Raw genomic sequence first — 24622 nt, forward strand, 5'->3', positions numbered from 1 at the left:
GGTGGCGCGCACCGTCGTTATCGGCGGCGGTGCGGCCGGGATTGTTGCGGCAAGGACGCTGCATGACGCGGGGCACGAGGTGCTGTTGGTCGAGGCCAGCGACCGCCTAGGTGGCCGGGCCCACAGTCTCCCCCTCGCCTCCTTGTTCCCCCGCGAAGGCGGGGGCCCAGACTTGACCCCCGCCTTCGCGGGGGAACATGTCGACGCAGGTTGCGGCTGGCTACACTCCGCCCAGCGCAATCCCTGGACCGAGATCGCCGATACGTCGGGCTTTACCGTCGACCGCTCGGACGCAAACTGGCGTACACAATGGCACGATCTTGGTTTCCCGCCGGAAGACCAAGCGGCGTCCTCTACCGCCTACCAAGACTGGAACGAGCGCGCCCTCGCCGCTTTAGAGGGCCAAGACCGCCCCCTGTCCGACTTCATCGCCCTCAACGACAAGTGGCGCTCGAAGATCGACGCGATCTCCGGCTACGCCAACGGCGCGAACCTCAAGCAAGTCTCGCTCCACGACTGGGCCGCGTACGAAGAGGCCGCGACCGACGACAACTGGACGGTCAAGGAGGGCTACGGCACGCTCGTCGCCAGCCACGCCGTCGGCCTAAACATCCGCCTGTCGACGCCGGTAACGCGCATCGACCACAGCGGCCGCCGCCTCAAACTCGACACCCGGGCTGGAACGATCGAGGCGGACCACGTGATCGTCTGCGTCCCCACTACCGTCCTCGCCAAATCACATATCGTGTTCGACCCGCCCCTCCCCGACAAGCACGCCGCCGCCGCCGACCTCCCGCTCGGTCTCGCGGACAAGGTGTTCCTCCACGTCGACCGCCCCGAATGGCCGACTAACGCGCACCTTATCGGCAACCCGTACAGCGCCTGCACAGCGAGTCACCGCCTGTCGCCGTTCGGCTGGCCGATCGTGGAGAGCTTCTTTGGTGGCGACTGCGCGGAGATGCTGGACGGCGGCGATGCGGCACAGTTTGCAATTGACGAACTCGTCGGGTTGCTCGGCAGCGACTGGCGCAAGCGCTTCATGCCGCTGGCTGCAACCCGCTGGCGCCACGAACCCTATATCGGCGGAAGCTATAGCCACGCGCGGATCGGCCGGGCCGATCAGCGCGCCATCCTCGCCGCCTCGGTCGACGGCCGCATTCACTTCGCGGGCGAGGCCTGCCACCCATTCGACTTCTCGACCGCACATGGCGCGTACGAAACCGGCGTGACCGCGGCCCGCGCGGTCATTGGCGAGGCCGCAACGATCGCATAAGGAGCGGCGATGGGCCTCATCCGCATCGCCGCCAAGATCGTCTTCGCCTTCGTCCTGATCACGGTCGCGTGGGTCGGCATCTACCGCTTCGTGCCGGTGCCGTTCACCTGGACGATGATGGGCGATGTCATCAGCGGGCACGGTGTGACGAAGGACTGGATGCCGCTGTCGGAAATGGACCCGGACATGGCGCGCGCGGCGATCGCTGGCGAGGATTCACGGTTCTGTTCGCATCACGGCTTCGATTTCAAGGCGATGGCGGGGGCGGCGGCGCGCAATGCGCAGGGCGGCCGGATCCGCGGCGGCTCGACGATCAGCCAGCAGACCGCGAAGAACGCGTTCCTGTTCCAGGGCGGCGGTTATGTGCGGAAGGCGTTCGAGGCGTATTTCACCGTGCTGATCGAGACGCTGTGGGGGAAGCGGCGGATCATGGAGGTGTACCTCAACATCGCCGAGACCGGGATCGGGACGTATGGCGCGAACGCCGGGGCGATCCGGTATTTCAATCATGACGCTTCGCGACTGTCGCCTACCGAAGCGGGGCGGATTGCGGCTGTCCTTCCGCTGCCCAAGAAGCGGGCTGCGATCGATCCGCACGGATTCGTGCGAAAGCATGGTAATACGCTGTCGCGGCGGGTTTCGGTGGTTCGGAACGATGGGTTGGACAGTTGCCTGCGATCCTAAACCACGTTCGTCACCCCGGACTTGTTCCGGCATGACAGATCGGGTGTTGCAACTGCCCTTCCCACTCCCTTGTTCTCCCGCGCAGGCGGGAGCCCCGTCTGGGTCCCCGCCTTCGCGGGGAAACACTCTAGTTTACTGGGTCGACTTTTCTACCGCGTCGCCTGCCTTGTCGGCAGCACTTCCAACGCTCTTTGCCGCCGAGGTGATCGCGGCGTCCTTGCTGTTCTGCGCGCCTTGGCGGCTGAACAGGTAATAGCCACCGATCAGGACCGCGATCAGCAGGACGATGCCGATCAGCATGCCGCTGCCGCCGCTACGGCGTTCGATGATCGTGGTGTGGGTGGTCGGGGTTTCGACGATACGCTCTTCGGCCATTTTGACTCTCCCTGATTACTGGAGAGCGCAACGCCGGCCGAAGAGCGATTGTTCCCGCCCCGAAACGAACCCGATTTGGTTCAGAACGGCAGCTTAAAGCCTGGCGGCAGTTGCAGGCCACTCGTCATTTTCGACATCTCGCTCCCTGACACCGCATCCGCCTTGGCACGGGCATCGTTGAACGCCGCGGTCAGCAGGTCCTCGAGCATCTGCTTCTCGCTGACCTGCATCAGCGAATCGTCGATCGCGATGTTGATGATGCGGCCCTTGGCGGAGGCCTTGATTTTAACGAGCCCGCCGCCGGACGCGCCCTCGACCTCGATCGTGTCGAGATTGGCCTGCGCCTTTTCCATCTCGCTCTGGACGTTCTGCGCCATGGCGAGGATTTCATCGATATTCTTCATGCGTTGCTCCTTTGACCGGGCCACGATTCGAGCTGGGCGTCGGGAAACGCTGCCACCGCGGCCTTCATGATAGGGGATTCGAGAATAGCTTGGCGCACCGCGGCATCGGCGGCGTCCTGCGCCTCGCGCAGCGTCGGCTCACCGGGGGCGTCGACGATCGAGACCTTCCACGCGGTCCGCGTCACGCTCTTCAACAGCGTGTTCAGTTCGGCGAGCGTGTCGGCCGAAACCGGGCGGCTGCCGCTGAGGACGAATTCGGGCGGCACATAGCTTACGATGCGCGCACCGTGACGAAGGCGTGCGGCGATCGCGAGGCCGCCTGATTCATCGAGCAGATCGACCAGCGCTTCGAACGTCGGCGGCAGGATCGGGCCGGTCGCGACGGAGTCGGGCGCCTTCGCTGCTGATCCAGCGTTCCAGGGCGGCGCTTCGCCGGACGGGGGTATAGGTGGCGGCAGCGGCAGTGACGATGGTGCAGCCGCGGGGGCCGCGCCACTGGCGATCTGGCGGGCAAGCTCGCCGGGATCGGGCAGCGTCGACGCGTAGATCGCCCGCAACAGCGCCATCTCCGCGGCCTCGATCGGCAGAACGGCCTTGGCGACCTCGTCATGGCCCTTGAGGAATAGCTGCCACAGGCGGTGCAACGCGGGATAGCCGAGCGATGCCGCCCATTCCTCGCGTGCCGCACGCTCCTCCATCGGCTGAGCGGCGTCCGGCGGCGTGCCGACCTTCGTCAGCGTGATACCGTGGACGGTTTCGAGCAGCGAGCGGAGGACCGACAGCGGGTCGACGCCGTAATCATATTGCCGGCGCATCGAGGCGAGCGCCCCTGCCCCGTCGCCGGCGAGGATCAGCGTGAGCAGATCGCGGACCGCGCCGCGATCCGACAGACCGAGCATCTGGCGGACCGCATCCGCCGTGACGCCGCCGCCTTCGAGCCCGGCATGCGCGATCGCCTGGTCGAGGATCGACAGGCCGTCGCGCGCGGAGCCTTCCGCGGCGCGCGCGATCAGCATCAGCGCCTCGGGGTCGGCGACGACGCCCTCTTCGGTCGACACCCAGGCGAAGTGCTTGGCGAGCTGTTCGGCGGAAATACGGCGCAGGTCGAAGCGCTGGCAGCGCGAGAGGACCGTCACCGGGACCTTGTTCACTTCGGTGGTCGCGAACAGGAATTTCACATGGGGAGGTGGCTCCTCCAGCGTCTTCAGCAGCGCGTTGAACGCGTTCTTCGACAGCATGTGGACTTCGTCGATAATGTAGATCTTGAAGCGCGCGGTGACCGCTGAATAGCGGGACGCGTCGATGATCTCGCGGACGTCGTCGACACCGGTGTGGCTGGCGGCATCCATCTCGATCACGTCGATATGGCGGCCCTCGGCGATCGCGCGGCAGGGTTCGCAGACGCCGCACGGGTCGATCGTCGGGCCGCCCTGCCCGTCGGGACCGATGCAGTTGAGTGCCTTGGCGATCAGGCGGGCGGTCGATGTTTTCCCCACGCCGCGGACGCCGGTCATCAGGAACGCGTGCGCGAGCCGGTCGCGCTTGATCGCGTTGCCGAGCGTCTGGACCATCGCGTCCTGCCCGATCAGCTCGGAAAAGGTCTGCGGACGGTATTTGCGCGCGAGCACGCGGTAGGCGGGGGGATCCGGTATTTTAGCCGGCTGCGGGGGTTCGCCCAGGTCGAAGGAATCTGACATTGCGGTCGTCATAGCGGGTGTCTTGCGCGCTGTCGAAGGGGCGGGAGCTCACAAAGTTCACACGCTGTAAAGGATTTGCGAGTCGACGTACCCGGAGGCTGGCGACTGGTTCGTCGGAACCTGCGATGTGGGCAGTGCGGGTCATCCGCGGCTTATGCCACAGCGCCGCGGCGTAGGAGAATGCCTTGGAACGTTGCGGGAACATTAGGCGTGGTTTGGCCCTGATTACGCTTGGGTACCCACATTCTAGCATTCGACTGCAAACCCAGGTCTCCCACTCTCTACCGCTTATTCTCTCCCGCATCGGCGCCCGCAGTAGATGGAAACTGTTGCTTACCTTCTTCGATGCACGCTTGGGCACAAAAGCGATGCGGTAGGGATATGCGATGGGGCACTCGTCGTAAGGTCCAGCCGACCATGAGCTCCGCGATAACCCATCGCCTGAGCTATTCTAGCCGTTGGACCCTGGACGATGACTAACAATGACACCAACGACCTCCAAATCGCGTTTAGCAATCTCCAACATCAGATACTTGTTCGTCTCTACCTGACCGGCGGCAGGTCTCGGGTGAGAGGGAGTTGAGACGAAGCAGCCCCTTGCAGGGTAAAAGTCCATGGTCGGCTTTCCGGAGGAGCGGACCTGCGCGGGCTCAGATTTCGGCCTGGACACTATGAAGTTTGGCCGTCTGCTGATCGGCAACTGGCGGAATGAGCACGCCCGACACCTGATAGGCAGTGCAAGACAGGAAGTCATCTGGTCGGGGGCATAGCGGATCGCCTTCAAACCTTCCGGACTAATTTGTGGTTGGCATGGCTCATCGAGCGCCCGCGACCAGCAGCAATTCGGTGGGTGCTTCCCATCCGTCAGCAGTGGCGTAGGCTGACAACGCTGCCGCCATTTCGGCTCGAGCCGCTCGCGAGGTGTCCGGACTCATTCGGTCAAGAATGGTCATCACTGGTCCTGCGGCGGTGCGAACGAACCTTAGGTATTCCTCGACCGACACGAGCTTGAGCGGCGCGCTGACAGATCGAAGTTCGAGATCGACAAAGCCGGCCAACCTGAACAATTCGTCGATCAGTCCCGGTTTGCCAAGGCTCAGCAGCGCGCCCGGCAAATAGGGATCGTCGGGCAGCAACCCCGCATGGCGGCGCGCGATCGAGACGGTGATTCCGATGCAAGGGTTGGCGGACGGTTCTGAGAAGACCATCGCGCAGAAGCGGCCCCCGGGGCGCAACGTCCGGCGGATCGCCTGTAGTCCCGCCAAGGGATCGCCAAAGAACATGAGGCCGAGCCGGCACACAGCGGCATCGAAATTCGCGACGTCCAGCGCGAGCGTCTCTCCCGCGGTCAATAGCGTACGGGCGTTGCCCAGCCCGGCTGCGGACAGATTGGCGGCGGCCGCGGCGAGCATTCGGGGCGACACGTCAGTCGCGAGGACCAAGCCGCCAGGCCCAACCCGGCCTGCGATGTCGGCGGTTTGATCCCCGGTGCCCGCCGCAACGTCCAGCACCTTCATGCCCGGCCCGATGTCGGCCATGTCGAGCATTGCCGCGGTCGCCTCACGAAGCCAGGCACGAATTTGCGGTGTCTGTTCATCCCACCCGTCAGCCGCCGCGTCCCATCGCGATCGTGCGCAAGTGTCGTCGTGTTCCGGCACCGTCGGTGACGCCATGTCCTGTCTCCGCCAATAGTGTGGACAGCCCTGCTCGAGCGTTTGCTAGAAGGAGAAGCGGACCCCGAGATCGACATTGTGACCTTGGATCTTCGTCTGAAAATCCTGGCCGCGCGTGTCTTGGCCGTGCAGGGTCCCCCCGCTCATGTACCGGTATTGCGCCGTGACAGCGAACCGCGCGGACAGCGGCACGGCCATTCCCGCCATCGCCTGCCACGCGACTCCGTTGACGTGATCGTCGATTAATTGCGTGGGCGCCGTCGGCGGGCCGAACGGTCTGGACGCCTTGGTCGTGACGTGAACGGTCGCGTCGCCGACGCCCGCACCGAGATATGGCTTCACGCCGATGCCCTTGAGCGGCACATCGAAATACGCGTTGGCCATGAACCGAGTCACCGTATCTCCGCCGATCTGCGGGAGGTCGTTGCTGATCGGCGCGGTGACTACGTAGCGCCTTGCGTCCGTCCGCGTCCGTCCGACCTCCGCCTCGATCCGCACTGGTCCGAAACGGTGCCCGATGGCGATCTGTCCACCCCAGCCGGTATCTTCGAGTACGTTTGTGATATATAAGGTCGCACCGGGTATGGGGGCGTTGTGAATGATCGAGTCTGGATCATCCAGCACCGATATCGTCGCCGCGCCCGAGACATACCAATCTTGGGCAATCGCTGGCGTGGAAGTGGCGCTCGCAACTAGTGCAGCCGCCCCAATAATAGGATATTTTCTACCGCTACACATCGATTCCTCCCGGTTATCTTCACATCGTCCGCAATGTTATTGCGAGAACGATGAGTACAGAGCGGTAACACTTCAGTGAAGCCGGCTAGGCTGATGAAAACCTGATGTGAACCTTATGAAATACTGACGACGGCACGAGGTGCGGAGAATCACTGCCGGAAAAGGAGGATTGGGTGGGGCAACACTCCCGCATCGCGCCGCGGCCGATCCGCCTGGCGGACGAACCCGACTTCTGGATCGGCGGGCTGCGCGTTCGCCCATCCAGTGGTGAAGTTCAGCACCGCAATGTATCGGAACGGCTGGAGCCGCGCCTGATGCAGGTTCTCATCGCGCTAGCCCGAGCGGACGGCGGAACCGTCTCCCGGGAGGAGTTGACCGCTAGTTGCTGGGGCGGCGTAACTGTCAGCCCGGATGCCGTGAACCGCGTCATCAGCCTGTTGCGTCGTCTTATCGCTGCATCGGCACCCGCGTCTCGTCTCGAGACCCTGCCACGGATCGGCTACCGCCTGATCCAGCCGCTTCCCGTCGATACAGTTGCCTCGGACCCTGCGCCTCTGCCTTCCAGCAACCCATCCGCTCCGATCGCGGACCCGCTCGCGCGCGACCTCTTCGCACGGGCGCTGGTCGGGCTGGAGCAACCGTCCCGTGAGCCGCTCGAACAGGCATTGGCCTATCTGAAACAACTGATCACACGTGCGCCGGACTTCGCGCCGGGCTGGGCAGCGCTTGCCGAGGCGCAACGGCTGTTGATGCTTTACCTCCCAGCACCGATGCAGGGACCCGCCCGCGCCGAAAGTAGCCGGTCGCTAGACCACGCCCTCGCGCTAGATCCTAGGCTGGGTCAGGCCTAAGGCACGCTCGCCAATCTGGTACCGCGATTCAACAATTGGGGAGAGATTGAAGCGCTGTTCCAGAAAGGACTGGCGAACACGCCGGATAGCGTGAGCCTTCTTCACCTCCACGGCCATTTCCTACTGTCGGTAGGCCGCACCACAGAAGCCGTCGGGTGCTTGGCCGCCTTGCGCAAAACCAACCCGCTCAGCCCCGCGATCGCCCTCGATCTGGCGGGCGCTCTGTTCGACATCGGGCGTGATACCGACGCTATTACTGCCATTGAGGAAGCCTATGCGCTGTGGCCCGGGATCATGCTCGCGTGGTCGGAATGCGTGCGGATGAACGTGGTCGCCCACCATTATGACCGGGTGCAGTCCTTGCTCGACGCGCCGCCACCCGGCGTTGCACCGGACGACCCCAACCTCGCCCGCCGCCGCCTGCACCTCATCGCCATGCGCGACCGCCGCCCCGCCGACATGGCCGCCGCGCGCAAGAACTTTACCGATTTCGCACGGATCGGCATCGCCCCCGCAACCGTCGCGATCCACGCGCTGACGACACTGGATCAGCCTGAAGCCGCCCTCGAGATCGCCGATCAGATATTCCGATCGGACCCTCCCCAGGCACAGGCTCCCGGCGTGAGCATGATGGGCACCTATACCCTCGCTGGGCAACCCGACAGCGTGGTCCTTTTCCGACGCGACACCTTCAATCTGCGGCAGCTCCCCGGGTTTACGACAATACTCGAACGAACCGGACTGCAAGAATATTGGCGGCATTCGGCCTCTCAACCCGATTTCCGCGCTGAACGCGCATGCTGAGCGCCGCTCGCAAACGGCAAGCTTTCCGCCGCTATCGAGACGCGTAGGAAGAAGGCGCGACACTGACCCTTCAACGGACATCGACAGCTCAGCGTCGGATGCTGGCAATCGACTAACGCCAAGGTAGGCGGCGTTCGGCCGGTCGATCGCGCCAGTGATCGGGGGCGATCTGCTGAACCGCGTGACCGTGATGGTGCGAGGCCCCCTACGCTCAAATAAACGAACCTTGTTTGTTGATCGATCTTCGCACCGGCCCGAACCGACCTACTTACACCCATTCACAAGCCGCTTTGCGGTCCCAACGTCAGACTCTTATCCACGTCGCATCGTCCGTGCGCCTACGCAGCCAGAACGGTTTCAGACAAGCAGCAGGAGAAGCGGCAGCACTGCTCCCGCCACAAGAACGATCATTGACCTTCGTCGCATCGTTCGGTTGGTGAGCGCGATGACGATCCCGAGGATCGCCGACGCCAGCAGCCCGAGCGACATCAGCGCGACGAAGATCTTCAAGGGCAATGGCGAGATCCGCGTGAACGGCCGTTCCTGCCCGCTGCGTGGCGCTCGGGCGACCAATGCCGATGGGTTCGTCGTGCGAAGCGTGTCGTGCATCTCACGAGGTAGCGACTGGTCCTTGTGAACACTGGCCATCCAAACGATCCAGCGCGGCGGCGTACCGCCATAGCCCTTGGCCTCTTGCAACCGGAACGTCTGGAGTGCGCCGCTCAGCGCGAACAGCAGGATCGCGGGCGCGAAGAAAAGTCCGAGATAGAGATGATACTGGCGCACGCGGCGCATCGTCTGAGCTTTCATCGCGCTCTCCGACCGGAAATGCCTGCGGGTACGTCGATAGTCATACTGCGGTGCCGACGAGGTGGCCGATCCCCGCGGTCGCCGCCATCGCCGCCGCCCCCCACAGCAGCACGCGTACCGCCGGGCGCAAGGGGCGGGCACCCCCTGCCCTTGCTCCGACCACGCCGAGAATGGCGAGACAGATCAGCGTCGCAACGATTACCGCGACCAGCCGTCGCGGCGCCGGTGTCAGCGCCGCGACTACGAGCGGGAGGATGGCGCCGGTGACGAAGCTGACCGCCGATGCGAACGCGGCCTGGACCGGGCGCGCCGTGACCATTTCGGAAATGCCGAGCTCGTCGCGAGCGTGCGCGCCGAGTGCGTCGTGGGCCATCAACTGCTCGGCAACCTGATGCGCCAACGCCGCATCGAGGCCGCGTGCGACATAGATCTGCGCAAGTTCGTCATGCTCGTGCGCCCAGTCGCTGGCGAGTTCGGCATGTTCGCGCGCCAGGTCGGCGGCCTCGCTGTCCGCCTGCGAACTGACGGAAACATATTCGCCCGCTGCCATCGACATCGCGCCCGCGACCATTGCCGCCGACCCCGCGACCAGCACCGTGCCGGTCGTCGCACCCGATGCCGCTACCCCCGCGATCAGGCTGGCGGTCGAGACGATGCCGTCGTTCGCACCCAGGACCGCCGCGCGCAACCAGCCAGTCCGTGAGACCAGATGGCGTTCGTGATGCGCGCTCATGAAATCTTCCTGATGGTTTCGTCGAGGGTCGCGACGGTAACGCCCAGTTTGCGGACGATCAGATGGTTCTGTGCCACCTGCCCATCGGCCGACAAGGTCAGCCATTGATCCAACCGCATCCCGCCTTTCATCGGAAAGTGGAAATGCAGCCGATTGCCTTCCGTCTCCCCCGTCACCGAACCCGACGCATCGGTCAGCGTCCCGGTGTAGCGCCCGTTGCCAAGCGGTCGGATCCGCCACTGTCGATCGCGCGCCGGTTTGCCCTGCTGTTCGATGTGCTGATCTAGCACCAGTACACCGTCGGCACCGACACGGCCGACGCTGGTCACGTGCGTTATGGCCGGCGCGTGCAGCACGATCTTCAGCGTGCCGACACCGTCAAGGCGTCCGGCGAAGAAGCGCTCGGCTATGAAGGGGGGCGCGGCGCGGGTAGTTGCCCGTGGCGCGCCCGCGCAACTTACGAGAAGCAGGGCGAGCGCAGCTGATGCGGCGGCCCTCATGGATCGGTGCGACATGATGGAACGAGGCTTTCGACAGACGCGAGGTTTGACGGGGTCGGTATGGAAGTTGGTTGCGCAGCGACGCTGGTTTCGCGGACGCTATCCAGAGTTGAGCAACAGATACCGGCCTCACAACCCTTTAGGTGGCCTATTGTCAATCCACACGCCACCAAGCGCCAACTAAATTCGCGTTCATGGTCGATCGTCCAGCATGCTATACTGATAATGCTTATCAGTTCGCGTGGAGTAATTGAGATTTCTACGTCAAAGCGGTCGATCCTGCGACGATATCTCAATGAATCCGACATTGCGCGATTCTTTCATCACCACAGACTGAGGTCACGAACTCCGGGCGGCGTCCTTCCTGCACCTGGGAGGAAGCCTATGCGTGATGCTGCGCTGATTGCGTTGATCCATGACCGTTACGCCGCCGTCCACGGGGCGATACCGGCCAGCGACTACCCGACCTATCTGACGATTGGCGCCCCCGATGTGCCGCAGGCGACGCTCGGGTACCGGCTCGCCGCTGGTGACGCGCTATTCCTAGAAGCGTATCTCGATCGGCCGGTAGAAATAGTGCTGACCGAAGCGTTCGGACGGCCCGTACCGCGCGCGCGGATCGTCGAACTCGGCGACCACGCCTCGCGGCGCGCCGGCGCGACCCTCACCTTGTGGCACGAAGCGGCCGCAGCGCTTGCCGGGCAGGCGGATGTCGCGGTCGCGGTCTTGACCCGACCGTTGCGATCGATGTTCGCGCGGCTGGGCGTCGACCTGATCGAACTCGCGCCAGCGCGGATCGAAGCGCTTGGCGAGGCGGGTTCGGCCTGGGGCCGCTATTACCAGACCGATCCGGTGGTTTGCGCAGGAGACATCGCCGCGTGCCGTGCCATGCTCGATCGGAGCGCCCGCGCATGACACGGTTGCTGGATGCGATCCGAGGCCATGCCGAGCGCCGGCCCGATGCGATCGCGATCGACGGCGCGGCGCCGGTCAACTGGGGGACTCTGGCGCGGGTCCTTCCGCAGTTAGCCGAGAATCTGGCCACCCGGTTTTCCGATGGTCGCCCGGTAGCGCTGCAGGTCGATCAGGGCGTCGGCGAGTGCCTCCTCGATCTCGTATTGCTCGAAGCCGGCATACCGACCATCCCCCTGCCTGCCTTCTTCACGGCCGAGCAGACCGATCACGCACTCGGCGCGGCCGGTGCGGAGATGCTGTTGTCGGGACCGGTGACGTTCTCGCTGGACGCCCACCCCGGTCTCGAGGTTCTCGAAGAGCGCGGCAACCGGCCCGCCAGGCCCCTGCCCGTCGGTACGGCGCGCATCACCTTCACCTCGGGATCGACCGGCGATCCGAAGGGAATCTGCCTCTCGCGCGACCATCTCCTGGGCGTCGCGCAGGCGGTGGTGGATACGCTGGGTGTCCATCATGCCGGGCGGCATCTCCCGTTGCTGCCGCCGGGGATAATGCTCGAAAATGTCGCCGGCTTCCATGCGACGATGCTGGCGGGTGGCACTTACGTCGCGCTGCCCCAGTCCGCAGTCGGCATGGCCGATCCGTTCCGTCCGGACGTCATGGCGATCCTGAACACGATCGAGCGGCAGGCGATCACGTCGCTGATCCTCGTGCCGCACTATCTCGCCGGCCTCGTCGCCGCAATGCGCGCGACCGGTATCCAATTGCCGCGACTGACGCTCGTGGCCGTTGGTGGTGCGCGGGTCGATCCGCTGCTGCTCGACGCCGCGGCGGACATGCGCCTGCCGATCCGCCAGGGCTATGGTCTCACCGAATGCGCCTCGGTGGTCGCGCTCGACGACGGCGATCCGGCATCGCGCGGCAGTGTCGGCCGGAGCATCGGCGCCAATACCATCCGCCTCGCCGAGGATGGTGAGATCCTGATCGACGGTCCGCTGTTCCTTGGTACCGTCGGCAATCCTCGCGCGCCCGGTCCGCTCGCAACCGGCGATCTCGGACGGATCGACGACGCCGGGCGACTATGGATCGAGGGCCGCAAATCCGCGCTGATCGTGACAAGCCACGGTCGCAACGTCTCGCCCGAATGGGTCGAGGGTGTGCTGACGCGCCAGCCCGCGATCTTCCAGGCGATGGTCCGGGGCGACGGGCGCGCGACGCTCAACGCACTGCTCGTACCGTCGTCGCCCAGCGCGGACGTCGATGCCGCGGTCGATGCCGCCAATGCGGCGCTCCCTCCCTATGCCCGCGTCGCGCGCTGGCAGGTCCTCGCGCCGTTCACCCCTGCGACCGGGTTGCTCACCGGCAACGGTCGGCTGCGCCGCGCCGCGATCGACGCCGCCTATCCCTATCAGGAGACCCTCGTGGATCAGCCCTTCTTCGACCGCCTCGTCAGCGAAACCCGCGAGGCGCAGGCGCGCTTTGCGATGACCCCGCAACTCATCGCCGGAATGATCGGCCGGATCACGCGCGCCGACTACATCGCCTATCTGACCGAAGCCTTCCACCATGTCCGCCACACCGTTCCGCTAATGCAGGAAGCACGCGCACGGCTTGCGCATCGCCCGGCGCTGGTCGCCGCGCTCGACGAGTATATCGACGAGGAAACCGGCCATGAGTTCTGGATACTCGAGGATATCGAAGCGGCCGGTGGCGACAGCCTCGCCGCCAGCCGCGCGCCCTCGCCTGCGACGCGCGCCATGGTCGAATTTGCCTATCAGACGATCCGCACGGGCAACCCCGCCGCCTTCTTCGGCATGGTCTATGTGCTGGAAGGTACCAGCATCGCGATGGCAAGCCACGGCGCCGGCGCGGTACAGGCGTCGCTCGGGCTGCCCAACGACGCGTTCCATTACCTGACCTCGCACGGTGCGCTCGACCAGGACCACATGGTCTTCTTCGAAAAGCTGATGAACCGGATCGACGATCCCGAAGACCAGCGCGCGATCATCGACATGGCGAACGCGATGTTCGGGCTGTTCGGCGGGCTATTCGCTGGCATCGAGCTGGAGGCGACGCGTGTCCCGGCTTGAAGGGCGCCATATCGTGCTGACCGGTGCGGCCGGGGGGCTCGGCGGGCTGCTCGCGGCCCGACTGCGCGCACGCGGCGCATACGTCACCGGAATCGACCGGATCGCATCGAGCGCCTGCGACGACCATCTCGTTGCCGATCTCGCCGATCCAGAGGCGCTGACCGACCTCGCCCGCACGCTCGCCGAGCGCCGTGTGGACATCCTCGCCAACGTCGCGGGGCTCCAGTATTTCGGACCGTTCGAACAGCAAGGCGTAAGCCGGATCGCGCTCGGCTATGCGGTCAACCTCGTAGCACCCGCGGTCCTGGCAGGCGCGGTCGTGCCGCAGATGATCGCGCGCGGCGATGGCCAGATCGTCAACATCGGCTCGGTCATGGGTGCAGTACCCTACCCCTATTTCACCGCCTATTCGAGTGCGAAGGCCGGCTTGAAAGGACTCAGCCAGGCGCTGCGCCGCGAACTCGGCGGGCGCGGGATCGCGGTCACGCACGTCGCGCCGCGCGCAGTCAGGACCGGCTTCAACACCGCGACGATCGAGCATTTCATGGCGCTGACCAAGATGACCGCGGACGATCCCGCCGCCGTCGCCGACCGCATCTTCCGCGCGATCGAACGGCGCGAGCGCGACGTGTCGATCGGGCTGCCCGAACGTGTCTTCACGCAGCTCAACGCGATGCTGCCGGGCGTGGTCGATCGCGGCCTCGCGGGACAGGTGCTGACCGCGCGCGGCCTTTTCCAGGACAAGACTTCAGGAGCCCTATCATGATCGTCCGCTACGCTCTCGCCTTCGCCGCGCTCGCCTTTACAGGTGCGGGTGCCGCCAACGCCAGCAACAACCCGGCGATGGACGCCGCGGTCCGCCGCATCAACGACCAATGGGCGCATATCCGCTATCAGGTCGCCGACCGGAACGAGCAATATCGCCAGCTCGACGCGCTTGCCGGCCAAGCCGCGCAGGTGTCCGCACGCTATCCCGGCCGCGCCGAGCCGCTGCTGTGGCAGGGGATCGTCGTCAGCGAAGAGGCGGCGCGCGCCAGCGTCCTGAAACAGCTCGGTTTCGCCCGGTCAGCGCGCGACATCCTTGAAAAGGCGCAGGGCATCGACCCGAATATCGCGGACGGCGGCGTCAAGATGAGCCTCGGCGTCCTCTATTACCGCGTCCCCGGTTTTCCGATCGGCTTCGGCAGCACGGCGAAGGCTCGCGCGCTGCTCGAGGCGGCGCTGAAGCAGGATCCGAACGGCCTCGACGACAACTTCTTCTATGCCGACTTCCTCAACGACGAGGGGCATCCGGCACAGGCGAAGCAATATGTCCTGCGCGGGCTCCAGGCGCCGGTGAACGGCGCGCGTCCGGTCTGGGACGCGGGACGTCGTGCGGAAATGCGGGCGCTGCTCGGCAAGATCAACGCAAAGCTCAAGGCGGCGTGAACCCTCTCGCCGCTACCCTCGCGCGGCAGCTTGCGAGCCCCAGCGGCACGGGTGGTCGGCTGGTCGGACAGGCGATGCGCGTCGCCAACCGCCGGCCGACGCGGTTGGCAATCACAGCGCTCGATGTCCGACGCGGCGATACTGTGCTCGATCTCGGCTGCGGCACCGGCGACGCGATCCCAGCGTTGACGGCGGCAGCGGGCACCGGGCGGGTGTACGGCCTCGATCACTCGCAGGACATGATCGCCAGCGCCCGCCGGCGTCACCCCGGCGCGGCCTTCTACGCTGCGCCGTTTACAGACATCCCGATGCTCGACGAGAGCGTCGACCGCATCCTCGCGTCCAACGTCGCCTATTTCTGGCACGACGACCGCGCGGTGCTCGGCGAAATCCGGCGCGTGCTGCGACGCGGCGGACGGCTCGCAGTCTATGCGACGACCGGAGACTCGCTGCGGCGCATCGGGATTGGCAGCAGTGAAACGCACCGGCAGCTCACCCCGGCAGACCTGCAGGTCATGCTCGGACCTGCCGCCATCATCACTTCGGTCAATGCGGGGTTCGGCGTCACGGGCATGATCGCAATTTTCGACAAACGCGCACAACAAAGGACCCCAGCGGAATGAGACTCGCGATTGCGGCACTGGCTTTACTCGCCCCGGTAGCGTGGGCATCGCCTGCGATGGCCAGTCCGAAAAGCTGGGCGGATGCCAGCAGCGTCGGTCGCGACCTTCTCGTCGGTGCCGCGCTCGGCGTGCCCGCCATCCAGGGCGACTGGCGCGGCGATCTGGAGGCGGGCGGCAGCATGCTCGTCGCGGGCGGCACCACGTTCGCGCTGAAGGAACTGATCCACGAGCGCCGCCCGGATCGCAGCGACGACAAGAGCTTTCCGTCCGGCCACACCTCGGTCTCGTTCGCCGCGGCCGCCTCGCTCGAAAAGCGCTATGGCTGGGAGGCGGGGTTGCCCGCTTTGCTGGTCGCGTCGTTCGTCGGCGTCGCGCGCGTCCGGGCCGACAAGCATTATGTCCACGACGTGCTGGCCGGCGCGGCGATCGGCGGCGCGAGTGGGTTCCTGCTGACCTCGCGCCACGACGACCGCGTTCGTCTTACGCCCTGGGCCGGGTCGGGTGGTGGCGGCATCGACGTGGCGATGCGGTTCTGACCTCAGTCCTCGCGGACCGGGGCGACCAGCGAGACCGCGCTGCCGACTTTAGCGAACCGCAGCGTGAAACCGTGCAGATCGGCGATTGCCTTGACTAGGCTGAGCCCGAGCCCGGCGCCCTCGCAATCTTGCCGCCCACGATAGAAGCGCTGCGTGACGAGCGACCGCTCGGCGATCGGTACGCCTGGCCCGTCGTCGGCCACGGTGAGGACGACGCCCTCGCCCTCCTGCCGCAGCGACAGCAGCACGCGACCGTGCGGGGGTCCGAACTTCATCGCGTTGTCGATCAGGTTCGAGACCGCTTCCATCAACAGGCTCGCATCGCCCTCGACCGAGGCGGTCGTGGCGATCTCGCAGGTCAGGTCGATCCCGCGATCCTCCGCGGTCGGGCGGTGAAGCTCGCACGCATCCTCCGCCAGCCGCGCGAGGTCGACCGCGGCGAAACGGCTGCGGCGCGCATGATCCTCGAGCTCACGGATCCGCAGTAGCGCCGCGACGATCCCTAGCAGCGTGTCGACCTCCGCTAGCGCGGCATCGGCGACCGCCTCGAACTGCGCGCGCGTTTCCGCCTCGCGCAGTCCGCGTTCGACCCGCGCGCGCAGCCGGGTGAGCGGCGTGCGCAACTGGTGCGCGATGTCGTCGCCGACCCCGCGGACCTCGGTCACGAGCAGCTGGAGCCGGTCGAGCATCGAGTTGATATGCGCGCAGAGCCGCCCGAAGCTGTCGGGATCGGGCCCGACCGGCAGGCGCTCCGCCAGATCGCCCGCGACGATCCGCGCGGTGAGTGTCCGGACCGCGTCGACCTGCCGCGCCGCGCGTCGCCCGGCGGCGAGCCCGAACCCGATCGCCAGCAGGATCGCGGGGATCAACGCGAATGCGAGCGACCGCTCGACTACCCGCAAGGCCTCCTCCGCATCGTCGAGATCGACGCCGGTGACCAGCCGCGCGCCATCGGGCATCGCACACACGACCAGCCGCGCGGTATCGCGGGCCTTGCCCGGCAGTTCGGTCGTCTCGACGTCAGCGACTACCGACCCGCGCGTGATTTTCGGCACCGGCAGGCGCGCGATATTGCCGTCAATCAGCGTGCCATTAGCGGCAAACAGCGCGAGGAAGCGATCGCGGTGGATATCTCGACCGAGCATGGCGCGAACTTCCGATTGTCGCGCCGGTGCGGCCAGCGCCGCCAGATCGCGGCAATCCTGCGCGAACCCGCGCTCCGCCATGCGTTGGTGACTGCCGTTGGCAAGCGCCCAGAACAGACCCGCTACCACCAGCGACTGGACTACCAGCAGCGCCGCGATGGCCCCGCCCCATCGCCAGGTCGCGCGCGCGCGCGGATCAGGCCGGGACATCGAACACATAGCCCTGCCCGCGGACGTTGCGGATCAGTTGCGGCTCGCCCTCGCCGTCGATCTTGCGGCGCAGGCGGCCCATATGGACGTCGACGACGTTGCTATTGGGCTCGAAAGTATAGCCCCAGACATCGCGCAACAGCATCGACCGCGTGACGATCCGCTCGGGCCGGCGAACGAGGTAATCGAGTAGCTTCAGCTCGCGTGGCAACAGGTCCAGCGCCCGCCCCGACCGGGTTGCGGTTCCCGCCAGCAGGTCGAGATCGAGCGGGCCGACGATCAGCCGTGTATCGCGCGTTTCGTTTGGCCGTCGCAGCAGCGCCTCGACGCGGGCGATCAGCTCGACCAGAGCGAACGGCTTGGGGAGATAGTCGTCGCCGCCCGCGCGCAACCCTCGCACACGGTCGTCGAGACTGCCGAGCGCGCTGAGCACCAGCGCAGGCGTCCGCCGGCCCTCGGCCCGCAGCCGCGCGATCAGATCGAGCCCCTCGCCATCGGGAAGCTGGCGATCGACTATCAGCAGGTCGACGCCGTCCCCCTGCGCCGCGAGGAAACCATCCGCCAGCAAGGCGTGGTGCGTCACCGCATAGCCGTTCGCCGCCAGCTCGAGCGTGATCTCGTGCGCGGTGCCGGCATCGTCCTCGATGAGCAGGATATGCGTCATGCGACCAGTTCGCAGGCCGGTGGACGCGCCGTCAATTGAATTGCAGTTCAGACTCTGAACGCGGATTTAATCGACGCAACGCCAAGCCCTCCGCTACCGATTTTCCGAGGGTATGTCCTTGGAGAAGCACGTGATGCGGATTGTTGCCTTCGCGCTTGTTGCTGGCGCCGTCATGCCGAACGCCGCCTATGCGCAGACTCCGGCCGGTACCGCGATCTCGCTCGACCGGCTGGCGCAGGACGTTGTCGTCAACAATCCCGAGCGGCAATTCTACGAACGCCAGATCGAAACTGCGGGCGTCGAGCGATCGGCGGCAGGGCGCTGGGCCGACCCCGAGACCGTCGTCGAGTTCGGCCAGCGCCGCGCCGACGACCGTACCACCGGAATGCCGCTCGGCGACGGGCCGACCTATGCCGTCTCGGTTGTCCAGCCGATCGAGTTCGGCGGCCGCATCGCGCTGCGCCGGGCGATCGCGGAGCGGCAGGTGGAGCTTGCCAAGATGGGACTCCAGCAGTTCGATGCGACGCTGGCGGCGCGCGCGCGGACGTTGGGCTACGCGCTGTTGCCGCCGATGAGAAGGCGGGCGTCGCGCGCGAAGTGGCGATGCGGATGCGGGCACTGGCGCGCGTGATCGTGTCGCGCGATCCGGCCGGCCCCGCCCCGCGTCTCGAAGCCGCCTCGCTCCAAGCCGGCGCGATCAGTGCGGAGCGGACCGCGGCGATGGCCGATGCCGAGGCGAACTCGGCGCCGGTCAATGCCGTACGCCGCATCGCGCGCGACGTGTTCGATCAGGCCGCGCAATATGAGGCGAAGCGATCCGCGCTCGGCAAATGGGATGGCAACACGCCGCGCAGCTTTGCCGATGCCGCCAACGAGGCCAAACGCAACTTCCAGCTCGGCGCGATCCCGCTCGCGATCTACATGAAGATGCAGCAATCCTTTATCGAGGCGACCAACGCGGTGCTCGATGAGCGCCGCGAGGCGATCGAGGCGCTGCTCTAACTGCGCGCACTCAACGGCGGCAACGCGCTCGTCCGATGATCGCCAGCTTGCTGGATTTCGTCACGCGGCGCCGGCTTGCGATCGCGGTGGTGACCGCGCTGATCGCGGCGGTCAGCCTGTGGTCGTTCGCCAACCTGCAGATCGACGCAATTCCCGACATCACCGGGGTGCAGGTGCAGGTGCAGGTCAACACCATGGTCCCCGCGCTGGCGCCCGAGGAGATCGAGCGGCTCGCGACGCTGCCGATCGAGCGCGCGATGGCAGGTCAGCCGGGGCTCGAGGAAACGCGGTCGCTGACCAAGACCGGGCTCAGCCAGGTCACCTTGCTCTACAAGGACGGCACCGACCAGATGCGCGCGCGCCAGCTCGTCACCGAGCGGCTGAACGCGGTCCGCGACCAGTTGCCGCCGGGCGCCTCGCCGCAACTCGCGCCGATCACCACCGGGCTTGGCGAGATCTATTACTACACACTCGAATGGCAGCGGCCGCCGGCGGGCATGGACGCGCAGCGCCAGTTGATGGAGCTGTACGAGGCGCAGGAATACACGGTTCGGCCGATGCTGCGCGCGGTTACCGGCGTCGCCGACGTCAACACCAATGGCGGCCTCGAACAGCAGTTCGTCGTCGAACCCGATCCGCGCCGCCTCACGATGCACGGCGTGACCGCGGCCGAACTCGCGCAGGCGGTCGGCAAGAACGTCGAGAATGCGGGCGGCGGCATTATCGCGCGGGGCGCCGAGCGCTTTACCGTGCTCACCAACGGCCGCGTGACGAGCGCGACCGATATCGGCGCGATCCCGGTCAAGTTCGCAGGTGGAATCCTGCCGCTCCAGGTCCGCGATCTCGCCGACGTCGTGATCGGATCGGCCCCACGCCAGGGCGCCGCGACGCAGAACGGGCGCGAGACCGTGCTCGGCACCGTGATGATGCTGGTCGGGCAGAACAGCCGCGAGGTCGCGATGCGGGTGCAGGACGCGCTGCCCGATATCCAGTCGGCGCTGCCCAGGGGCATGGTCGTCCACCGGCAATATAGCCGCGCCGACCTCGTCGACCGGACGATCTCGACGGTCGAGCATAATCTCGGCGAAGGCGCGCTGCTCCTCGCGCTCGTGCTGCTGCTGGTGATGAGTAACTGGCGCGCGGCGCTGATCGTGACGATCGTCATCCCGCTCGCCTTCCTCGTCACCGTCTCGGGAATGCACGCGATCGGCGTGTCGGGAAACCTGATGAGGCTCGGCGCGCTCGATTTCGGGCTGATCGTCGACGGCGCGATCGTGGTGGTCGAGAACAGCCTGAGGCTGCTCGCCGAGCGTCGCCGTGCCAAAGGTGCAGACCTCACGCCCGACGAGCCCCGCGAAACGGTGGCGGACGCCGCACGAATGGTGGCGCGACCGACGATGTTCGGCATCGCGCTCGTCTATGTCCCCGTCCTCAGCCTCGGCGGGGTCGAGGGCAAGCTCTTCCAGCCGATGGCGCAGGCGGTCATGCTCGCGATCTTCGCGGGCCTCGTCTGGACCTTCACATTCGTCCCCGCGCTGTCCGCATGGCTGCTCCGCGCCCCCGCCAGCGAGCAGGACGACACCCTTGGATGGATAGGGTTGTCTGAGAGGCCAGCGCCGGTCGAAAAGCCACCATCGACCCGTTGAACGCACCGCATGCAACGCGACTTTAATCTTGGCTTACTATTCACAGTCGACTTGAGCCGGATTGCTTCAGCCACCAACCTAAAGGTCGCCCGAAAAGCTTCTCGACCCGTCGATGTCGCAGCCGATAACGCGAAGATCGACCGTTCATATTGTGCGAAGCGGCATGCGCAGTGCAGCTCCATCGGTACTTAACCGACCAATTTGCTCGACCGCGAGATCACGATCGCAGGATACGACGTGAACAATTAGAAAGTCATGTAAAAATCATTTGATAAGTGCCGCCGTCCCGCCGGATCTTTGGATTGCCTAGCTACGATCGGATTGCGATCACTCCCGTCGTCCAGATTAGCCTGACGCTGGCCGTTCGTGACGCTGCGCAATGAGAACCCTCCTTACAAAGCGAAGTCCTTGCTGGCGCGTGTTCGTTGCCTAAGCCGGCGAGCGCCGTGGCAAGCGGAATTACGGCGCTCGCCATAACGTTCTTGATGAGCGTACGCCGGAAAATGTCACAGGCACTCTTCGCAGGTCCGGTATTGCCCCGTCATCGTCGGATGCGCGCATCACGCACGGCCGGCTCCAGCGTTACCAGCGCGACGTCGTTGCTGCGCATTGCGACCGCGACAGAGGCGGTGCCGCGCGCGTCGACCGTCATCAACCGGTCCTGCTCGGGCACATCCACGGTGGCCTGCTGGAGACGACCGAGTTGCGCGATCTCGAGCGCCTTGGGCATACCCATGTCGATGTACAGCGAGAGCGGATCGTTGCGGCGATAGCCGGTCTTACGGACCTTCAATCGGTAGGTGCCGGCGGGCACGTGCGCGAAGCGGAACGCGACCGGTATACTCGCGGTGGCCGGGACCTGACGCGTGTAGAACGGCTTGTTGCTGACCGTCTGGACCGGCTGCTGCCAGTCCCAGACCAGCGCGGCTATCCGGCGACCATCGGCAGCCGCCATCACATGGTCGTCGGTCACCGCGATCGTCCGACCCTGCAACGCATGCAGATATTTATACGCGAACCACGCGGGCTTGCGGATGCCCTCGCGGTTCATCAGTCCGAAGCCACCATGGAACGGCGTCGGCGGCGGGCCCGGCTCCTCGAACAGGTCGGTGTAGGTCCAGTAGCTCATGCCCTGCGCCAGCCCTTGCGACTGCTTCAGCTTGGTGAGGATGTACGGCGCGCTGATATAGCTGTCGTGGACGAAATCGCGCGGCGTGTAGCTCGTGCTCCACTCGGTGAAGAACAGCGGCAGGCCGAAATAGGCCGACGCCTCGATCTGCGCCCGGACGTTGCGCACGTCGCCGATGACCGCGTCGGGCGACGGTGAAAGCCTGGTATCCTGCTTGCCGTCCTCGTCGAGAAAGCCGCCTTCGACGCCATAGGTATGCGTGGTGACGAAATCGATCGGCACGGTGTTGAGCTTGGTGAACTTCAGGAACTCGGGCACCCAGGCGGCGCCCGCGGTCGACGGCCCGCCGACCCGCAGCGCCGGATCGATCGCCTTGATGGTCCGCGCGGTGTTGGCATAGAGGTCGAAATACGCCTGCTGATCCGCCTTCTCCCAGAACCCCGCGAGATTGGGCTCGTTCCAGACCTCGAAATACCAGCGCCGCACTTCTTCGTTGCCATAGCGCTGGCGGACGTGGCGGACATAGGCGTCGATCAGGTCGCGCCACAGTTTCAGGTCGGGATGCGACGTGTTGCCCTTCCAGTAGAAGATCGTCTGCTCCGACGTCCGCATCGCGTTGGGCGTGAAGCCGAGTTCGACGAACGGGCGGATGTGCTTGGCGAGCAGCGCGTCGTACAGCTGGTCGATTCTGGTCCAGTCGTAGACGATCCTGCCATCGGTTTTCCGTACCGTGCCAAGCACGTCGTGGAAGATGTCGTGGAAGCGGATGTAGCGGAAGCCGAGTTCGTCTACCGCGGTCTTGAGCTGCGCCTGGCTGTCGCTGCGGATCAACGTGCCGGGAAAGTCGGACCCGACCGACAGATCGAACGAGCGGTCGACCGGTGCCGCAGCCTGGGCGACATCGATGCTGACGGTCCGCTGAGGCTCGGCGGGTTCGGCCGAGGCGCCCCACGGCGATGCAACGACCGCGACCGCCGCCATGAGTGTCCACCGCATATCCAATTCCCCCACCGTCTTCTCTGGTCTAGCTACTCTCGTGATAGCGTAATCGGTTGCTCAACTAAGCCAGTCCGGTCAGCCCGCGACCCTCGATCCGCAGGACCGGCACGAACGGGCTACGGCCGCGCGTCAGGTCGACGTGGAGCCCGGCGCGATCCTGGCGATGCGCGCACGTGCCGCCCCCGAGCAACGTCACCCGCTCGATCGCCCCCTTCAGCCGACCGCTGCCGAGCGCGGCAATCGACACGGAGCCTTCGGGTTTGCCGAGGACGAGCGCGTACAAGGCGCCCTTGTTGGTCGTGAAGCGGATGTCGCGCGACGTGAACTGGCCCGCACTGCCCTCGTTCTGCATCCCTTCCTGAACCTTGGCCGGTCCTTCGCCATAGATCCGCCACGGCCGCGAGCCGAAGATCGCCGTGTCGTTGATCGCCATCCACGCCGCCATGCCGTCGAGGATTCGTTCCTCCCCGCCGTCGATCGAGCCGTCGCCGGGCTGCGGGATCGAGAGCAGCAGATTGCCGTTCTTCGACACCACGTCGGCGAGCCGCTGGATGACCTGTTCCGCGGTCTTGTAGCTTTTGTCGTTCAGCCGCGCGACGTTGTAGAACCAGTCGCCGATGCAGGTATCGGTCTGCCACGGCTCGTCCCAAAGGTGATCGGTGAAGCCGCGTTCGACGTCCTGGACGATACCGAACCGCTCGTTCGGCTTGAGCATCTTGCCCGTCAGGACCACGTCGATCTTGCCGTGCCAGGCGATCGAGCGGTTATAGTAATCCGCCGCCGCCTGTAGCCCGATCGGCCCGAACGGCAGGCCGTAATCGTCGAAATAGCAGAAGTCCGGCCGGTATTTCTCGACGAGATCTGCCTGACGGAGCAGCCACTTGGCGGCGTAGCCCGGATGCCCCGGCGGCCCGGTCTCGACCCATTGCCCGTCATGCGCGTCGTGCCACGCGTTCATCGCGGCGATCGTATCGATCCCGGCGGGAAGCACCGCATGCGCGCCGGTGTACAGCTGCTGTGGATCGAGCCCGTCCCACCAGGTGCCTCGCCCGTCGCTCGCGCGGCGTGTGAACGCGTCGTAGCGCTGGCCCTTCCGCGGGCCCACGGGGTCGAAGCCATAGGCGGTCTGGTACCAGTGCCAGCTGTGCGCGGCATGGTTGGAGACACCGAACTTCAGTCCCGCCCGCCGTGCCGCGCCCGCCCAGGTGCCGACGATGTCGCGCTTCGGCCCGACCCGCAGCGCGTTCCACGCGTGATACCGGCTGTCGTAGCAATCGAGATTGTCGTGATGGCAGGCGAGCGACACGAAATACTTAGCGCCAGCGCGCTTGTACCGGTCGATCAGCGCGTCCGGATCCCAGCGCGCCGCGGTCCAGCGGTCGAGGATATCCAGCATGCCGGTCTTGGTCGGATGGCCATAGGTCTTCAGGTGATGCTCGTAGGCCGGATGGCCCTGCATGTAGAGGAACCGGCCGTACCAGTCGCCTTGCTCGGGCACCGACTGCGGCCCCCAATGCGACCAGAGGCCCAGCTTCGCGTCGCGGAACCAGTCGGGATAGCGATAGTGATCGACCAGCGACTCCCAGGTCGGCTTCACCGGCCCCCGCGCGAGCCCCATCGGGCTTTGCGCCAGCGCGTGCGTCGCCGGGCCGATCGCCGCGAGCCCCGCCAGCACGCCGCGTCGGTCGAGCGCCAT

At 65.8% G+C, this 24622-nt stretch carries 25 protein-coding genes; 13 read left to right on the forward strand and 12 right to left on the reverse strand.

Features of this window, described 5'->3' with window-relative positions:
• Position 1: 1 nt before the first annotated feature.
• On the forward strand, positions 2 to 1273 hold the full coding sequence (locus O6Y00_RS12840; protein WP_353442983.1) for a flavin monoamine oxidase family protein: 1272 nt from the start codon (positions 2 to 4) through the stop codon (positions 1271 to 1273).
• Positions 1274 to 1282: 9 nt separating this feature from the next.
• Positions 1283 to 1957, forward strand: a complete 675-nt coding sequence (mtgA, locus tag O6Y00_RS12845; protein ID WP_353442984.1) for a monofunctional biosynthetic peptidoglycan transglycosylase — start codon at positions 1283 to 1285, stop codon at positions 1955 to 1957.
• Between the two features lie 132 nt (positions 1958 to 2089).
• Here the strand turns inward: mtgA and O6Y00_RS12850 are convergent, their stop codons facing one another.
• The 5 genes from O6Y00_RS12850 to O6Y00_RS12870 form a co-directional block, all read right to left on the reverse strand.
• Positions 2090 to 2332 (reverse strand): hypothetical protein, encoded by a 243-nt coding sequence (locus O6Y00_RS12850; protein WP_333922819.1) that lies wholly within the window; start codon positions 2330 to 2332, stop codon positions 2090 to 2092.
• Between the two features lie 80 nt (positions 2333 to 2412).
• Complete coding sequence (locus O6Y00_RS12855; protein ID WP_056063013.1) at positions 2413 to 2736, reverse strand: YbaB/EbfC family nucleoid-associated protein; 324 nt, start codon at positions 2734 to 2736, stop codon at positions 2413 to 2415.
• A complete protein-coding gene (locus O6Y00_RS12860) occupies positions 2733 to 4433 on the reverse strand; it encodes a DNA polymerase III subunit gamma/tau (protein ID WP_353442985.1) in 1701 nt (566 codons plus the stop codon). The genes O6Y00_RS12855 and O6Y00_RS12860 overlap by 4 nt, the downstream gene beginning before the upstream one ends.
• Positions 4434 to 5248: 815 nt before the next feature.
• Positions 5249 to 5980 (reverse strand): class I SAM-dependent methyltransferase, encoded by a 732-nt coding sequence (locus O6Y00_RS12865; RefSeq protein ID WP_353442986.1) that lies wholly within the window; start codon positions 5978 to 5980, stop codon positions 5249 to 5251.
• 171 nt (positions 5981 to 6151) lie between these two features.
• Entirely contained in the window at positions 6152 to 6844 is a 693-nt protein-coding gene (locus O6Y00_RS12870) for an outer membrane protein (RefSeq protein ID WP_353442987.1), read from the reverse strand.
• Between the two features lie 173 nt (positions 6845 to 7017).
• On the opposite strand from O6Y00_RS12870, the gene O6Y00_RS12875 reads away from it, so the two are divergent.
• Both O6Y00_RS12875 and O6Y00_RS12880 read left to right on the forward strand, forming a co-directional pair.
• The gene (locus tag O6Y00_RS12875) at positions 7018 to 7695 is read left to right on the forward strand and encodes a winged helix-turn-helix domain-containing protein (RefSeq protein WP_353442988.1); all 678 of its coding nucleotides are present in this window, start codon (positions 7018 to 7020) and stop codon (positions 7693 to 7695) included.
• A 159-nt stretch (positions 7696 to 7854) separates the two neighbouring features.
• Positions 7855 to 8499 (forward strand): hypothetical protein, encoded by a 645-nt coding sequence (locus O6Y00_RS12880; RefSeq protein ID WP_353442989.1) that lies wholly within the window; start codon positions 7855 to 7857, stop codon positions 8497 to 8499.
• 357 nt (positions 8500 to 8856) lie between these two features.
• On the opposite strand, the gene O6Y00_RS12885 is transcribed toward O6Y00_RS12880, so the two are convergent.
• From O6Y00_RS12885 to O6Y00_RS12895, 3 genes are read right to left on the reverse strand one after another with little or no spacing between them, the layout of a single operon-like run.
• Positions 8857 to 9309 carry a hypothetical protein gene (locus O6Y00_RS12885; RefSeq protein WP_353442990.1) on the reverse strand — a complete coding sequence of 151 codons (453 nt, stop codon included), beginning with the start codon at positions 9307 to 9309 and terminating at the stop codon, positions 8857 to 8859.
• A 40-nt stretch (positions 9310 to 9349) separates the two neighbouring features.
• Positions 9350 to 10042, reverse strand: a complete 693-nt coding sequence (locus O6Y00_RS12890; RefSeq protein ID WP_353442991.1) for a VIT1/CCC1 transporter family protein — start codon at positions 10040 to 10042, stop codon at positions 9350 to 9352.
• Positions 10039 to 10542 carry a DUF3833 family protein gene (locus O6Y00_RS12895; RefSeq protein ID WP_353442992.1) on the reverse strand — a complete coding sequence of 168 codons (504 nt, stop codon included), beginning with the start codon at positions 10540 to 10542 and terminating at the stop codon, positions 10039 to 10041. Before O6Y00_RS12895 ends, O6Y00_RS12890 begins: the two co-directional genes overlap by 4 nt.
• A 384-nt stretch (positions 10543 to 10926) precedes the next feature.
• Here O6Y00_RS12895 and O6Y00_RS12900 point away from each other — a divergent pair, with 384 nt between their 5' ends.
• From O6Y00_RS12900 to O6Y00_RS12925, 6 genes are read left to right on the forward strand one after another with little or no spacing between them, the layout of a single operon-like run.
• Entirely contained in the window at positions 10927 to 11457 is a 531-nt protein-coding gene (locus O6Y00_RS12900; protein ID WP_353442993.1) for a thermostable hemolysin, read from the forward strand.
• Complete coding sequence (locus O6Y00_RS12905) at positions 11454 to 13544, forward strand: AMP-binding protein (RefSeq protein ID WP_353442994.1); 2091 nt, start codon at positions 11454 to 11456, stop codon at positions 13542 to 13544. Before O6Y00_RS12900 ends, O6Y00_RS12905 begins: the two co-directional genes overlap by 4 nt.
• Entirely contained in the window at positions 13531 to 14310 is a 780-nt protein-coding gene (locus O6Y00_RS12910) for an SDR family NAD(P)-dependent oxidoreductase (protein ID WP_353442995.1), read from the forward strand. Before O6Y00_RS12905 ends, O6Y00_RS12910 begins: the two co-directional genes overlap by 14 nt.
• Positions 14307 to 14972 (forward strand): hypothetical protein, encoded by a 666-nt coding sequence (locus O6Y00_RS12915; protein WP_353442996.1) that lies wholly within the window; start codon positions 14307 to 14309, stop codon positions 14970 to 14972. The genes O6Y00_RS12910 and O6Y00_RS12915 overlap by 4 nt, the downstream gene beginning before the upstream one ends.
• Positions 14969 to 15595 (forward strand): class I SAM-dependent methyltransferase, encoded by a 627-nt coding sequence (locus O6Y00_RS12920; RefSeq protein ID WP_353442997.1) that lies wholly within the window; start codon positions 14969 to 14971, stop codon positions 15593 to 15595. The genes O6Y00_RS12915 and O6Y00_RS12920 overlap by 4 nt, the downstream gene beginning before the upstream one ends.
• Entirely contained in the window at positions 15592 to 16131 is a 540-nt protein-coding gene (locus O6Y00_RS12925; RefSeq protein ID WP_353442998.1) for a phosphatase PAP2 family protein, read from the forward strand. Before O6Y00_RS12920 ends, O6Y00_RS12925 begins: the two co-directional genes overlap by 4 nt.
• A 2-nt stretch (positions 16132 to 16133) precedes the next feature.
• On the opposite strand, the gene O6Y00_RS12930 is transcribed toward O6Y00_RS12925, so the two are convergent.
• Both O6Y00_RS12930 and O6Y00_RS12935 read right to left on the reverse strand, forming a co-directional pair.
• Positions 16134 to 17486 carry a sensor histidine kinase gene (locus tag O6Y00_RS12930; RefSeq protein WP_353442999.1) on the reverse strand — a complete coding sequence of 451 codons (1353 nt, stop codon included), beginning with the start codon at positions 17484 to 17486 and terminating at the stop codon, positions 16134 to 16136.
• Entirely contained in the window at positions 17473 to 18150 is a 678-nt protein-coding gene (locus O6Y00_RS12935) for a response regulator transcription factor (protein WP_353443000.1), read from the reverse strand. Before O6Y00_RS12935 ends, O6Y00_RS12930 begins: the two co-directional genes overlap by 14 nt.
• A gap of 133 nt (positions 18151 to 18283) precedes the next feature.
• On the opposite strand from O6Y00_RS12935, the gene O6Y00_RS12940 reads away from it, so the two are divergent.
• From O6Y00_RS12940 to O6Y00_RS12950, 3 genes are read left to right on the forward strand one after another with little or no spacing between them, the layout of a single operon-like run.
• Entirely contained in the window at positions 18284 to 18781 is a 498-nt protein-coding gene (locus O6Y00_RS12940; protein WP_353443001.1) for a TolC family protein, read from the forward strand.
• On the forward strand, positions 18748 to 19152 hold the full coding sequence (locus tag O6Y00_RS12945) for a hypothetical protein (RefSeq protein WP_353443002.1): 405 nt from the start codon (positions 18748 to 18750) through the stop codon (positions 19150 to 19152). The genes O6Y00_RS12940 and O6Y00_RS12945 overlap by 34 nt, the downstream gene beginning before the upstream one ends.
• A 35-nt stretch (positions 19153 to 19187) precedes the next feature.
• Positions 19188 to 20798: an efflux RND transporter permease subunit gene (locus O6Y00_RS12950; RefSeq protein ID WP_353443003.1), complete on the forward strand. Its 1611-nt coding sequence runs from the start codon at positions 19188 to 19190 to the stop codon at positions 20796 to 20798.
• 541 nt (positions 20799 to 21339) lie between these two features.
• Here the strand turns inward: O6Y00_RS12950 and O6Y00_RS12955 are convergent.
• Entirely contained in the window at positions 21340 to 22923 is a 1584-nt protein-coding gene (locus tag O6Y00_RS12955) for a GH39 family glycosyl hydrolase (RefSeq protein ID WP_353443004.1), read from the reverse strand.
• A gap of 64 nt (positions 22924 to 22987) precedes the next feature.
• The gene (locus O6Y00_RS12960; RefSeq protein ID WP_353443005.1) at positions 22988 to 24622 is read right to left on the reverse strand and encodes an alpha-L-fucosidase; all 1635 of its coding nucleotides are present in this window, start codon (positions 24620 to 24622) and stop codon (positions 22988 to 22990) included.

This window comes from Sphingomonas faeni, assembly GCF_040407565.1.
GTDB classification, from domain to species: Bacteria; Pseudomonadota; Alphaproteobacteria; order Sphingomonadales; family Sphingomonadaceae; genus Sphingomonas; species Sphingomonas faeni_F.

What these genes read in the sequence shown, in the direction of transcription:
- O6Y00_RS12865 (WP_353442986.1), bottom strand. Translation starts at nt 5,980, where the DNA reads ATGCTCGACATGGCCGACATCGGGCCGGGCATGAAGGTGCTGGACGTT.
- O6Y00_RS12925 (WP_353442998.1), top strand. Translation starts at nt 15,592, where the DNA reads ATGAGACTCGCGATTGCGGCACTGGCTTTACTCGCCCCGGTAGCGTGG.
- O6Y00_RS12860 (WP_353442985.1), bottom strand. Translation starts at nt 4,433, where the DNA reads ATGTCAGATTCCTTCGACCTGGGCGAACCCCCGCAGCCGGCTAAAATA.
- O6Y00_RS12850 (WP_333922819.1), bottom strand. Translation starts at nt 2,332, where the DNA reads ATGGCCGAAGAGCGTATCGTCGAAACCCCGACCACCCACACCACGATC.
- O6Y00_RS12885 (WP_353442990.1), bottom strand. Translation starts at nt 9,309, where the DNA reads ATGAAAGCTCAGACGATGCGCCGCGTGCGCCAGTATCATCTCTATCTC.
- O6Y00_RS12955 (WP_353443004.1), bottom strand. Translation starts at nt 22,923, where the DNA reads ATGCGGTGGACACTCATGGCGGCGGTCGCGGTCGTTGCATCGCCGTGG.
- O6Y00_RS12935 (WP_353443000.1), bottom strand. Translation starts at nt 18,150, where the DNA reads ATGACGCATATCCTGCTCATCGAGGACGATGCCGGCACCGCGCACGAG.
- O6Y00_RS12940 (WP_353443001.1), top strand. Translation starts at nt 18,284, where the DNA reads ATGCGGATTGTTGCCTTCGCGCTTGTTGCTGGCGCCGTCATGCCGAAC.
- O6Y00_RS12950 (WP_353443003.1), top strand. Translation starts at nt 19,188, where the DNA reads ATGATCGCCAGCTTGCTGGATTTCGTCACGCGGCGCCGGCTTGCGATC.
- O6Y00_RS12855 (WP_056063013.1), bottom strand. Translation starts at nt 2,736, where the DNA reads ATGAAGAATATCGATGAAATCCTCGCCATGGCGCAGAACGTCCAGAGC.
- O6Y00_RS12915 (WP_353442996.1), top strand. Translation starts at nt 14,307, where the DNA reads ATGATCGTCCGCTACGCTCTCGCCTTCGCCGCGCTCGCCTTTACAGGT.
- O6Y00_RS12930 (WP_353442999.1), bottom strand. Translation starts at nt 17,486, where the DNA reads ATGTCCCGGCCTGATCCGCGCGCGCGCGCGACCTGGCGATGGGGCGGG.
- O6Y00_RS12870 (WP_353442987.1), bottom strand. Translation starts at nt 6,844, where the DNA reads ATGTGTAGCGGTAGAAAATATCCTATTATTGGGGCGGCTGCACTAGTT.
- mtgA (WP_353442984.1), top strand. Translation starts at nt 1,283, where the DNA reads ATGGGCCTCATCCGCATCGCCGCCAAGATCGTCTTCGCCTTCGTCCTG.
- O6Y00_RS12905 (WP_353442994.1), top strand. Translation starts at nt 11,454, where the DNA reads ATGACACGGTTGCTGGATGCGATCCGAGGCCATGCCGAGCGCCGGCCC.
- O6Y00_RS12895 (WP_353442992.1), bottom strand. Translation starts at nt 10,542, where the DNA reads ATGAGGGCCGCCGCATCAGCTGCGCTCGCCCTGCTTCTCGTAAGTTGC.
- O6Y00_RS12890 (WP_353442991.1), bottom strand. Translation starts at nt 10,042, where the DNA reads ATGAGCGCGCATCACGAACGCCATCTGGTCTCACGGACTGGCTGGTTG.
- O6Y00_RS12900 (WP_353442993.1), top strand. Translation starts at nt 10,927, where the DNA reads ATGCGTGATGCTGCGCTGATTGCGTTGATCCATGACCGTTACGCCGCC.
- O6Y00_RS12960 (WP_353443005.1), bottom strand. Translation starts at nt 24,622, where the DNA reads ATGGCGCTCGACCGACGCGGCGTGCTGGCGGGGCTCGCGGCGATCGGC.